This window comes from Rickettsia endosymbiont of Lasioglossum villosulum (assembly GCF_964026455.1).
In the GTDB taxonomy this organism is placed as follows: domain Bacteria; phylum Pseudomonadota; class Alphaproteobacteria; order Rickettsiales; family Rickettsiaceae; genus Rickettsia.
The window spans coordinates 800955-814358 of the sequence record NZ_OZ032152.1; the positions used below are offsets into that span (position 1 = coordinate 800955).

Consider the following 13404-nt stretch of genomic DNA (forward strand, 5'->3'; position numbering starts at 1 on the left):
AGCTTGTATTTTTTACGCTTGATCTGTAGGAAATTCAGAAGCTACGCCTATTACAGGCGTATCAGTTATTTCTTGATCTAATACTGGAGCATCGCATTTTTTGAAATCTATATTTTCAACAAAGGATTTTTGTTGATTGAGACCCATGTTATGAAACTCACTTAACGAAACTAATTTTTTGATTAATATAGCTTCTATAATTAACTTTTGCTCAGCTGTAGGAAATTTTGTTTCGATTGAATATTTAACATTTGAGGTATACTGAATCAAAAACTTTTGCTGTTCTGATTCCATAGCAACTAATTCAGGTATAGAAATCCCTATTTCTTTTAAATATTTTATATTATAGGCGTTTTGAATAAAGAATTTTTGCTCTTCAGTATCCTTATTAAGTAATGTTTCTAAAGAAATTCCTAACTCTGTTAAGGTTTTTATATTATAGCCATTTTGAATAAAGAACTTTTGCTCTTCAGTATCCTTACTAAATAATGTTTCTAGAGAAATTCCTAACTCTGTTAAGAGTTTTATATTGTTACCATATTGAATAAAGAACTTTTGTTCTTCTATATCTTTACTAAATAATGTTTCTAAAGAAATACCTAACTCTGTTAAGGTTTTTATATTATAGCCATATTGAATAAAGAACTTTTGTTCTTCTATATCTTTACTAAATAATGTTTCTAAAGAAATCCCTAATTCTACTAAGGTTTTTACATTATATCCGTTTTGAATTAGGAACTTTTGCTCTTCAGTATCCTTACTAAATAATGTTTCTAAAGAAATTCCTAATTCTGTTAAGGTTTTTACATTATATCCGTTTTGAATTAGGAACTTTTGCTCTTCAGTATCCTTACTAAATAGTGTTTCTAAAGAAATCCCTAATTCTACTAAGGTTTTTACATTATATCCGTTTTGAATTAGGAACTTTTGCTCTTCAGTATCCTTACTAAATATTTCTTCTAAAGTAAATCCTAATTCTGTTAAGTATTTTATATTAAAAGCATATTGAATCAGGAATTTTTGTTCTTCATTATCCTTACTAAATAATGTTTCTAAAGAAATTCCTAAGTCTATTAAGGTTTTTACATTATATCCGTTTTGAATTAGGAACTTTTGCTCTTCAGTATCCTTACTAAATATTTCTTCTAAAGTAAATCCTAATTCTGTTAAGTATTTTATATTAAAAGCATATTGAATCAGGAATTTTTGTTCTTCAGTATCCTTACTAAATAATGTTTCTAAAGAAATTCCTAAGTCTATTAAGGTTTTTACATTGTAGCCATTTTGAACCAGGAACGTTTGTTCTTCAATATCCTTATTAAATATTTCTTCTAAGGTAAATCCTAATTTTATTAAGCTTTTTAGCCCATAGAAATTATTACATAATGTCGAGATTAAATCATCATCTTGCTCTATAAATTGTTTAGCAGTTACACCTAAATTAATTAATGCTATTTCCTTTTCATTTAAATCACGATTAATTTTTTTACTGATGATAATTTGCTGTAATCGTTTATTATTTGTTTCTATTTCTTCGAAAGTAGAATATTTATTAGTAGAAATTTTAGAAGAAATTTCCTTGATAGAATTTCTAAAATCCTTAAGGTTTTCAACTGATATTTCATTTTCATGGTTATCATCTTGGGGTTCAGTAATTATTTCTATGTCTTGCTTTATTTCTCCTAAATTTATTTTTTTATTTCGGTAATTATTACAAGTCTCAACAAATATTTTAAATATTTTTTTATTTCGTTCTAATTCTATTTCACTTTGTTCAGATAATATTTCTGGATGGAACTGAAAAGTTTTAATTGGGGCTCCAAACTCTGATTCAGTTGCCACTATTTCATTTTCTATCATTGCAACTGGATTTATAAAGTTTAAATTACCAATTTTTTTTACTATTTGTTTATGAGAAGCCCAAAATTTTTGAGGTGGTAGATGGGCTGATTCTAAATCTTCAACAATAGATGAATTTTTAGTAATACGGGCTAATTCTAAATCTTTATCAATCCTAACTTTTGAATAATCTAGCTCATCAACATTAGCTAATTTACCTCCAAAATATACATTTATAAGTTGATGCCCACCGCATATTCCTGTTATTGGTATACCTTTTTGTATAGCAACATCTATCAATATACTTTCTGCTATTGAGCGTTCTTTATCAGTTTCACCAAAATTTTCTTTACTATCAAATAATTCAGGATAAACTGCTGCTTCATTACCAGGAATTATCAGACCATCAACGTTCTGAAGCATTTCTTTTGCTTTTCCAGCTTCTAAAATCTTTTCTATAGATTGAGTTTTAGTGTTTAATGGCACAATCTTTCTATAATCTATATATATAACATTCCCGTCTTGTTCCATTATACGTTCTTTGGCTTCCTCTGCTGTATCCCCTCCTACTTCTGCATTATAACTTAAAGCAATAATAGGTTTAGTGTTATTAGAAGAATCTGGCTTTTGCTCGTCTTGAAAACTCCATAATATAGTGTCAGAATTTGTATAATTTACTGTTTCTAAATATCCTTTAACTTCCTCTATATTTGAAAAATAAGTTGCTAGTCGTTTAGCTAATACTGCTTCATCTACATTGTACATTTTAGAAAGTAACTTAGTATATGGCAGTATTTCCTTGTATAAGCTTTGATCTATGTCCTTTGAAAGTAGAGGTTCCTTATTAAATAATTTTTTTATTTGAGATATTTCATGCGAATTACATATTTTAGGAAGTAACTCATTAATGTGTGGTAGTATTTCTTCATATAATTTTTCATCTATATTATCTAAAGGTAGAGATCTATCCTTTAATGCTGCTTTTATCTCAGGGACTTCAGACAATTCATATATTTTAGGAAGTAAATAATTAATGCAATCTAGCCTTGCTTCGTGCAAGTGTTCATCTATATTACCTGTGAATTTGGCTCTGTGGTCATTTATTGTTTCAGCTACTTTACTTGAGTTTATTTCATTGAAATTATCTTGTAGTAATTTCTTTAGTTGCTTTCGGTTTTCTTCATTATATTCTGTATCATCTAATAACTGGTTATATGCTAATAAAATTTTAAGGTTTTCTGTACTTATTGTTAAAGTACTTAAATCAGTAGTAGTTAGTAATTTATAAATTTGTTCTATATTTTCAAATGTAACCAGCATTTTTAATTCCTTATTTTAATTCAATTGTTATCACTAAATATGATAATTACCATAAAATATGGTAATTATTGAAAAAAGTCAAGGATGGGGGTTAATTATTTTTAATAACCTTAGATGATAATTATTAGCAATTATTAATAATTTAATTATTCTATAATAATACTACCTATAACTCCTCTATAGTAAGTTTTAGGGTCATACATAGATTCACTATAAATAGCAGGAAGTGTAAATATTCCTTTATTGATGGCTTTAATTTTATATTGATAAGTCATTTCATGGTTAGGAATAGTGCCAAAAATCATTATTCTATCATCACGTCGATTTGTATATATCGGTCTCCAAATCATTGCCTGTTTATCAAGTTCTAAAATATTTATATTATTATCTGGTAAAAGCTCAAAGCCTGCTGGTAATAAATCAAGGATCACCATATTATTTAAGGCATTAGTACTATTAGAACGCATAGTAATTTTTACTGTGACATTATCACCTAATTTTACTTTATTTATCTCTTTATTATTCTCATCCAGATATTTTTTAGTTATCTCTATACCTTTTACAATCTCTTTATTTTCTTTTAAAACTTTATCATACCCTGAAGTTAAAAGCTGATAGAAAAAGCCATTATTTGTTGAAGTTAAATTAACTTCTTTAGCTTCATTTATTAGGAAACTAGCTTGCATTATTTTGTTATTTTCTAAAACAACTTCTTGGTTAGAATAATTTACTTTAATAGTATTTTCATCTGCGTTATTTATTTTATCAGCATAAGTAATACTTGCCATAATTGCGTAGCTTGCTGATAGAGTATTATAATTATCTTTAGCAAAATTTGCTATATCCTCTACAACTTTCTGATCAAAGCTTTTTAGTCTTTCAGGGAAATGTAAAGAGATCAGATATAAATACTCACTATATTTTATTAGCGGACTATAATATAGATAATCTGTTTTTAATATTGTAGATTTATCTAACGTAAACTTATCTAATAATTTATTTGCTTCTTCATTCATTTGTAGCATTTTATAGCTAGCAGCTAAATAAACAGCAGTTAAATCACTATGCCATTTATCTTGTTGATATTCTTCTAAATATTTTAAGATATTTGCGATATAGCTTGTGGTAATCACATTATTTCTAGTCAAAATATAAACGGCATAGGCTTTTTCTCTGGCTTCATTTAAGGAACTAATAGACCTATTCGCCATATTCTCTAAATAATATATACCTTGATTGAATGTATCGCTAGGAACGGCTAAATATTTACTAGCTGCTTCGGTTAAAAAATGCATAGCATAAACAGAAATGAATGGATCAGAATTATCGCTAACATTATTCCAATATTTAAACCCACCATCATAATTTTGACGTTCTGATAGCATTTGAAAAGCTTTAGATAATGACTCATCCATTTTCTTACGATCTGTTTGTAGTATGGTAACTAGATTTTGCTGATCATATAATAAAACATTAGCAAAATTTTGGCTTATTAATTGCTCAGTGCAGCCATAAGGATAATTATTTAAGAAATCTCTAAAACCAGAAATAATAGCAAGCGGTGATTTAGAAGCAGAAATTTGTAATTTAGCAAATTCCGGATATAAATCTCTTGCGATTTTTAAAGTAATATTATTACCAGCAGCAAAGCCAGTATCAACTGTTGTAACGTTAGGCATAGGCGGACGTACGCTAGTTGTTGTGGTAATTTCAGAGCTATGTACTACAGCCAAAGAGATAATATCAGGTTTAAGGTGATTTATAGAAGCTGTAACCTTGAAGTCAGCCGAACCAAGCTTATCTGTTGCTTTTAATTTAACATTAATAGTAGCTTCTTTATTTTCATCAATCTGTATTTCATTAGGATATTCTAGGATTTTAAGCCCATTGCTTGTCTCAATATTTACAAAAACTTGAGCGTTTCTTGAATCTTTTAAATTATTAAATATTGTTACCGGTACTGTAAATTCATCATCTGGAGCTACAAATAAAGGTAAGTTTGGAGTAATAATAATATCTGATTGTACTAAAACATCAGATTTGAAAGCTCCAGCAGCTTCAAGACTTGCTGATACTGCCATAACTCTTAAAGTGCCGTTAAAGTAGCTTGGAATATCAAATTTAATTTCTCTTTTATCAAGATCTGCATCTAAAATTCCTGACCAGAATACTACGGGAGGCTGATCTTTTCTTTTAAATGGATTAAGGTTTCTGCTAATATCCATAGCATAATCACCTGGAGGTGCTGCCATAGCTTTCATTAAAAATGAGCTTTCTGGCAATATTAAATCCATAATTTGTGATGTGGTTACCTCAAGGGCTCTATTACCTATAAAATAATTAAGTGGATCAGGTGTTTGATAACCAGCAAACGATAATATTCCTTCATCAACGGCAAATATTACAATTTTACCAGGATTTTTAGTACTATAATTAATTGTTAGTTTCTCACCTGATTTTATCTTTGTAGGAAGTGCTAGTTCAATTTCTTGATTATGTTTATGTACATCAGAGGTGAAAGGTACTACTGCATAACTAAATGGCGACATAAATATTTCTTTAGCGTCTAGATCCCTAACGAATTGTACGTTTACATATCCTTTGCCTTCAAAGTCATTAGGTATTTTGATTTCCTGAATAGTGTTATTTTCATCTGTTTTAAACCAAGTAAAATTATGCATCTTATCAGTTTCAATAGTAATTAATCCATATCCTGTATAAGGAGTAATAATATTTAAAAGAATCGTATCACCAGCTTCATAAGAATCTTGATCAAGATTAACTGTTAAATTAGCCTTTTCAGTTAGGTTAGCCGTAACATTGCCCTCACCTATTACCGAAAACTCGCTTTGAGCGAATATAGTTCCATCTTTATCTGTTAAATAAATAACGTAATCGCCTGCTTCTTTAGTAGATATATTATAAACAAAGCCGTCTTCTGCTGTAATATCGATTTTATCAGAAGATATATTCGTCTCAATAGGAACTGATTTATAGGAATAATTACCCCCACCATCAGCAACTAAATTATTTACATGATTAATTTTCTTTAAAGTAAGACTCAAATCAGGAACTGCTACTTTATCTGCTTTATTTGATATAGCAATGAACTCTATTTTTGAAGTAGTTCCTCTTTTGATATATTTTAAATCACTATCACTTTTAAAGCCTATTATGTAATCTAGCGGTGAAACTATGATGGATTTATTTGCATTTACACTTCTTCCTGAATCAGGCTCAAATCCATCTACTGAAAGTGTCAAATTAAAAGTAGCATTATAATATTTTTCAAGATTCAGTGTAAAAATAGCATCCCCTTTAGAATCGGTAGTAATATCGCCTAAGCGTTCACTAAAAAATTCTTTATTTTCTTTACTGCTGTAAAATTTATAATCTTTAAAAGCAGGCACAAAGAATTGTGTTGGTCTAATATCGATATATCCGCTAACTTTCCTATTTCCTGCCGGCGTACCATAAAGATTTATAAGATTAACATTTGCTTTAAGGTCTTTAGGATTTGTCCATAATTCATCCTTTAAGTTATTGAAGTTTATGTTTATTTTCATGCGATCAGGCTGAAAATCTTCAACTCTTAAACTTATACTATTGAGATAACTATTATCACCCTTATTCCCCACTAAATATAAACTTACATTATATGTACCACTTAAAAATTCCTCATATGTAGTAAATAAATATTCAGTAAATCCATCTGGATTTAATGTTATCTTACCTTTATCTATTATTTGCCCACGAGGATTAGTTACCTCTACCGCTAGAGGTAACCCGTCAAATTTTCCTTGCCAATCGTTTTGCTTTAGGATAATACCTATATGTCCGTGTTCTCCTGGTCTATAAATTCCACGATCAGAAAACAGATAAGCCTTTAGTCCTTGATCAGAACTAACTACTCCTGATACGTCAAAACGAGAATAATTAACTTGGCGATCAACTCTTCCATAGGGCATAAATGAGAAATCATCGCTTGTGGTTAATATGTAAGCTACAGGCGTTTTTTCTTTACTAGAATCCTTAACATTAGATAAAACAGCATGCCCGTTGCTATCTGTCTCTTGACTTTCTATTACCTCACCGTTAAGCCCTATAATATCAACTTTAACCCCGCTTGCTGGTTTACCGCTACTAATATATGAAACGAATATATTATGTGTTCCATCTTTATCGGTTTTCACTATTAGACCAAGATCAGTTACTAGAATTAACCTTTTATCTTGAGAAATTATATTACCTTGATTATCTTTAGCAAAAACTTTTGTCAAAAATAAACCTTTAGAATAACTGCCTTTAGCTTCTAGATTAAAATATTTGCTAAAATCTAAATCAGTATAATGAGGTATATTTAAATTTTCAGAGTTAATTATTACCTCTTCTTGAAACACCTCTGAAATATTATATTCATTGAAAGAATATTCATTTATGAAAGTTGGGTTCCCAAAACTGTTATATCTATTTGTCTGACTAATCAAGTGATTTATTTCCTGCTGATTAATTTTATCAATCTCTAAATATAATTTATCTATCCCAAGAGAATAAACAGGCAGTACTTTTTCACCTGATAATGAGAGAATAGAGCCGTCAGACATTAATTTAACTTCTCTAAGATTTTCAGGTATTTGCACTATTTGAGCATAATCGCTACCAAGCATCAAACCTCCTGATGCTTTAATCCCGCTATTTACCTTAACAAGTAGGGATCTTGCAGAAATAGTATTGACCTTGAAACTATGCATGGTACTAACTTCTGGCACCGATGGCAGCAGCTCAAAATTTATTTTCTCACTAGATTTAAGAATATCATCGGTTACTTCTTTTGGACTTTGCCATTTATAATCTTTTTTATTTGTTACTCCTAAAAAAGCTGGCTTGTCTTTTGGTAATAAAAATAGCTCTAAATGTTTTTTGAGTTCTTCACCTAAAACAGATGTGTTTGTAGTAATTACAATTATTTGCTGAGGCTTTAATTTTTCATCTTTAACGGTTGTGGCGGTAACATTAGTCACTTTTGAATATGATGATAAGCTGGGAATTAATACCTGCTCCTTATAAGAATATTTTATGCTATTTGATGGTTTATTATTTTGTAAATCAACATTTTTATGAGCGAAATCCACACCACCATATAATGGCTTAACGCCATCTTTTAATTCAATAGATACTATATCTTCCTTATTAGTAAGAGTTTCTATATTAGCAATAATAGTAGCTTCAGTTTTATTTTGGTTGAAAGTAATAGAAAAAGGTAGTTTTTCTTTTGTTGAAATTTTTGTAAGCTCAATTCTTTCTTCAAGAGTTTTAGAGTCTATAGGATAATTAAATGCTATTCTAGCTTGAACAAATCTTTTGGAAATATCGATATTATCTTGTAGATAATTCATCTCTTTAATAGTAGGAAGTAACGGCAAAGTTGTGAAGTTTATGATATTGCTTTTAAAATCGATAAAACTTGGGAAGAAATCTTTAGTATTAACAGTAACTTTATAAGTTTGATTAGCAAGAAAGTTGCTTTCAGGAATGAAGCTTATATTATACCATGAGTCAAATCGCCATTCCCCTTTAATTTCAGGGGTAATCGTTAAAAACTCATTTACTTTTTGTCCCTCAACTCCTGTATTTCTTTGTGGCTTGGCACACCAATCTTTAATTCTAGTATCGCATAAACTAATATTTAAAGAATTCTGACCGGCAAGCAAATTTTCATTATCAAGCTTAAAATATAATGGTATTTTTTCATTAAAATTTGCTGCAATCACCTGAAAATTTATTAAATATAACAAGATGGTAAATGTAAATTTACAAAAAATATTTTTCATATTTGTAGTTTATGATTTATAGTTAATTCAATTATATATAAATAAAATTCATTAAAGCAATGAATAAGGATATTTTTTTATTATTTAGGCAACAATACTTACTATAAAACTAAAATTATTAATTCTTATACCACACTTCCTAGCATATTTAATATTCAGTAACTTAAAAGTTACGATTTATTAAATAATATTACTTTTTATTTAGATTAATATTTACAAATTTGTATTTTTGATTTAACTTTTAAGTATCTATTCAATTTATTTTTATTAATAAATACTCACCTAGTTTAAACTCCTAGTTAAGTAAATTTCCTCGCTTAAAAATTCAAGCAATTAAAAAATATTACTTATATGTCGAAAGGAAAAACTACAAAAAGTGATCCTAAAAAAATTGAAGCAATAAAATTTGCTGAGGCACATGATTTAGCTGGAAAAAGAGAAAAATTATTTCTTAAAGCTGCACAGCATTATTATGAAAATAATAGTGATCAAACACATATATTCAAATATATTTATAATGGAGATGAAGAAGACCTTAAGAAAATAAAGGATAATATAAAGGATAACCCAGCAATTGCAGCAGCTTTTAAAGCTAAACAAGATTTAATGAAATTAGAAGATGCTTTAACTCCTGATACTCCTGAAAAAAGAAAATTTAATTTAGCAATTACTAAAGCATTTGAAAAAGAACCTCCTTATACATTGATATATGATGGTCCATTAGACAATAAAGGACATGCTGAAATGCGAATTGTTGATTATTTAAGAAAAAGAAGCAGGGATCCTAATAACAAATTAAATAAAAAAATATATATAGGATTATCTAAACTTTGTTGTACGAGTTGTGATGTAGCAATAAATAACTCAAATTTAGAATTTAAGATTAAAGGGAGTGACGGTAAAGAACATAGCGTTAATATTGATCCTACTAGAGGAGGACATGGGGAAGGATTTGAATGGTCTGTAGTAAATACCATAAAAAATGATGACATAAAATTAAAAGCTTTTCTTGGTGACAAAGCATATGACATTTATAAAAAACTAACCCCAGAAGAGGCAAATATAGCACTTTACGGTATAGTAAGATAGCTGAGAATAAGTTAAAAGTAAATGGTCAAAAAATAGAGTTAATACAAAAAGAAGATCCGGCAGCACCTTTTCATGAGAAACCAAAATTTGCCATGCAATACGCATACAATTCTGCAAGTGAATCGGAAGATAACCCAAAAAGAAATAACTTAATTAAAAAAAATAAAAATCCTACTTCCTCGCTTATTCCTAAAGCACCAACTACAGCAGCGTATGAAGAACTCGAGAAAAAATTAGCAGAACTAAATGCTCAACTTCAAATTAAAGACCAAGAAATTGAGGATTTACAAGGTAAACTTACAATTTCTGAAAATAAGAGAAAGAATATTGATATAGATGTTAATAACAACGACACAACAAATAAAAAACCTAGAACTAGTGATTTACTAGATCAAGGTTCAGATATTGACGTTGGATCACCATTATTAGATAATCAGAGTAAGACACAAACACAAAATTTAAAAATTTCGCCTGAATTAAGTCCATATAATTCACCTCAACAAGATAATGAGGAAATGGTTATTCCAGGTCCTGATGCTAGTACTCAACAAATACTGGATTTTAATCCAATCAAATATTTACAAAGCTTAAATAAAAATGCTAATAAAATTACTACTTCTAAAAATGATGAAGAAGATTTAGGTTATGAAAGTGAAGTACCCCATACAAAAGGTCCAATTTCACCTAGTGCAGCACAAATTGATGAGTTTTCTCCTTTCTCCTCCCCTAGTACTCAATCAGGATTTAATAATTCTGATACTAATCTTACTCAAGCTGAGAAAAAACACCTTGCTAATTTATTACAAGCCGAACTTGATGGTAATAATAAATATAATTTAACCGAGCGTTTGATTACTGAAAATAGTAACCAAGAACTGTTAAACAAATTTGATAGAGAAGCAGTAATTACAGCTAATATAGATTTTAAAGCAATAGATGCTCAAAAGTCAGCAGAAGCCGGTAAAGTAGAAGTAAGAGGTGAGAAAGATCATTTAACAGATCACAAAGATAATACTCAAACATTAATTGATGAAATTCAAAAAGGTGTAATTGATAAAAACACTGTTATAGCGATTGAGCGTAAGCAGTATGGTGATAATCTGAGCATGAAAGATGTAATAAAATTAGCAAACATATTAGAGCATAACGAAAAGAATCCTGATAATTCTATAACATTACCCAAAGAGTTAGAGAATACACCAATACTTCAAGATGCACTTTTATATAAAGCAGCTAAAGAACATGGTGTTAAGGTTATAAGTTTAGAGGGGAAAAACCTAGAGTATGGTAAGACTTCTGAGCTTCAGAATGAAAACCGAGAACAATATATGACGAATGTCATTAATGAGGTTCGTAGTAAAGGATATAATATAATTGCTAATGTTGGTTCTAGCCATGAAGAAAGTCTAAAAAAAGCCTTAGAAAATCATCAAAAAGACAATATAGGATTTAGCAATATACCTAGAAAACTAAACCAAGAAACTATACCTAATGAAGTATTACAAAAAGCTTTAGCTATTGCAAAAGCAATTCCAGTAAAAATTATTAGTATAAACTCAAGAGACGGCAACAATATTTTACCACAACAATCCTTAACAAAAACCCAATTGAAAAGATCTAGCCAAATTAGATAATTAAAAAAAATATGTTGACCATTTCGACATTAATATCGAAATAGTTATGACCAATCCGATATATGGTTATAAAATTTGAAAAATTAACTACGTTATTCCACAAAAGATTTGTTGCATGGCTCTGAGGTCATTTCCGCATAGGCATTGCCTGTGTGGATCATTCTCCCCTCTGTCATCCCATGATTTATTCACGGGATCCAGTTAAAAATACTAATAAAATTAGTATTTTTTATTATTTTCTGGATCTAGTTCCCAAGCAACTAGATGATAAGGAAAAGGTAGACGAAGTTTAATTTAGAAAAGAGGAATCGGTCTTGAAGTTGATAACCGCAGCGTATATACTAGTACGTGAGGATTATCAGCAAAAGAAAATGATCAGCGTATTTTAAAAGTTCTAGACAAGATGAATTTTAAGGTGAGCCTGCACAACGTACATCTTAGTACGTGAGCAAAGGCGAATCCTGCAAAATTCGCTTGTATAGGGCTTTATAAAATAGCTGAAGCCAATTTTTCAAATTAAACGACTACACTATACTTTGACGGGCATAACTACAAATATATCCTTAGGGCTTTCAGGGAATTTAATGAGTACAGGAGCTGAAACGCTTGAGAAATATAGCTCTACTAAATCTGATTTTATAGCTTTTAGAACGTCTTCTAAATATTGCGGATTGAAGCCTATATCTAAATTAGTTTCACCACTATACTCATAAAGATTTTCTGTCTCTTTTGAAGAATTAATAACTTCTTTTGCATTTCCTCGTGCTTCCCCTATTGCACTGATCTCTAAAGCTTCGGTAGATAGTGATAGTTTCACAGCTCTGAACTTTTCAACTGTTATTATTGCTATTCGCTCGATAGTATCGGCAAATATTTTGCGGTTAATTACTAGTTTTGAGCTGCTATTTTCTGGAATAAAGCTACTGTAATCAGGGAAAGTACCATCAATTAGTTTTGATAGCATAATAACATTTTCATTGCATATGAACTTAATTTTGTTACTACTTAAAAGTATTTCTATATCTGCATTTGCATTTTTAGAATCTTTTACTATCTTTAAAATCTCTTCAGCACTCTTCTGCGGTAATATAACACCAAAATCCTCTATTTTTTCAGCTAACGCTACAGATGAAACAGAAAGTCTATGCCCATCGGTACTTGCAGCATAAAACTCGCTATCTTTTACATGCAAATAAATGCCGTTTAGATTATATCGAGTCTCATCTAAAGAAACCGAAAATTTCGTTGATTCGATTATTTTAGCAAAATCAGCACAAGAAATTTTAAAGCTAGCTTCCGGATTAATATTATCCATCACAGGAAAAGACTCTACCGGCAGAGTAAATAGATTAAAACGACAATTTTTTCCTGTTATTTCAAGCCCTGTAGTACCTAAATCAGTTAAGGTAAGCTCTGAATCAGGAAGCTTTCTAACTATATCATTTAAAGTTTTAGTGGAGACAGTAAGCTCACCCTCACTTACTACCTGCACTCCTATTTTTTGGCTTAAATATAAGTCCATATTGGTAGAGCTAAGCTCTAACAGCCCGTTCTTTGCCGATAGTTTAATATTTGCAAGCTCGGATATTACATTACGTTTTTCAACAACAGAACTTGCAAAACCGAGTGCTTGAACTAATGTTTTTGTCTCAACTATTACCTTTAACATATTATTATACTCCGAATAAATA

5 protein-coding genes are annotated in these 13404 nt (G+C 29.6%); 2 read left to right on the plus strand and 3 right to left on the minus strand.

What is annotated here, in order from left to right; all coding sequences use genetic code 11:
• Positions 1 to 12: 12 nt before the first annotated feature.
• Both AAGD49_RS03985 and AAGD49_RS03990 read right to left on the minus strand, forming a co-directional pair.
• Positions 13 to 3159 (minus strand): gamma-glutamyl-gamma-aminobutyrate hydrolase family protein, encoded by a 3147-nt coding sequence (locus AAGD49_RS03985; protein ID WP_341788010.1) that lies wholly within the window; start codon positions 3157 to 3159, stop codon positions 13 to 15.
• A gap of 146 nt (positions 3160 to 3305) precedes the next feature.
• On the minus strand, positions 3306 to 8990 hold the full coding sequence (locus tag AAGD49_RS03990; protein WP_341788011.1) for an alpha-2-macroglobulin: 5685 nt from the start codon (positions 8988 to 8990) through the stop codon (positions 3306 to 3308).
• A gap of 351 nt (positions 8991 to 9341) precedes the next feature.
• Between AAGD49_RS03990 and AAGD49_RS03995 the strand changes: the two genes are divergently transcribed.
• Both AAGD49_RS03995 and AAGD49_RS04000 read left to right on the plus strand, forming a co-directional pair.
• Positions 9342 to 10079, plus strand: coding sequence for a hypothetical protein (locus AAGD49_RS03995; RefSeq protein ID WP_341788012.1), 738 nt, complete (start codon positions 9342 to 9344; stop codon positions 10077 to 10079).
• Between the two features lie 92 nt (positions 10080 to 10171).
• A complete protein-coding gene (locus AAGD49_RS04000; protein ID WP_341788013.1) occupies positions 10172 to 11713 on the plus strand; it encodes a hypothetical protein in 1542 nt (513 codons plus the stop codon).
• A 529-nt stretch (positions 11714 to 12242) separates the two neighbouring features.
• On the opposite strand, the gene dnaN is transcribed toward AAGD49_RS04000, so the two are convergent.
• Positions 12243 to 13382, minus strand: a complete 1140-nt coding sequence (gene dnaN / locus AAGD49_RS04005) for a DNA polymerase III subunit beta (RefSeq protein ID WP_341788014.1) — start codon at positions 13380 to 13382, stop codon at positions 12243 to 12245.
• Between the last annotated feature and the right edge of the window lie 22 nt (positions 13383 to 13404).

Coding starts and splice junctions, on each gene's coding strand:
- AAGD49_RS04000 (WP_341788013.1), top strand. CDS start 10,172: ATGCAATACGCATACAATTCTGCAAGTGAATCGGAAGATAACCCAAAA.
- AAGD49_RS03985 (WP_341788010.1), bottom strand. CDS start 3,159: ATGCTGGTTACATTTGAAAATATAGAACAAATTTATAAATTACTAACT.
- AAGD49_RS03995 (WP_341788012.1), top strand. CDS start 9,342: ATGTCGAAAGGAAAAACTACAAAAAGTGATCCTAAAAAAATTGAAGCA.
- dnaN (WP_341788014.1), bottom strand. CDS start 13,382: ATGTTAAAGGTAATAGTTGAGACAAAAACATTAGTTCAAGCACTCGGT.
- AAGD49_RS03990 (WP_341788011.1), bottom strand. CDS start 8,990: ATGAAAAATATTTTTTGTAAATTTACATTTACCATCTTGTTATATTTA.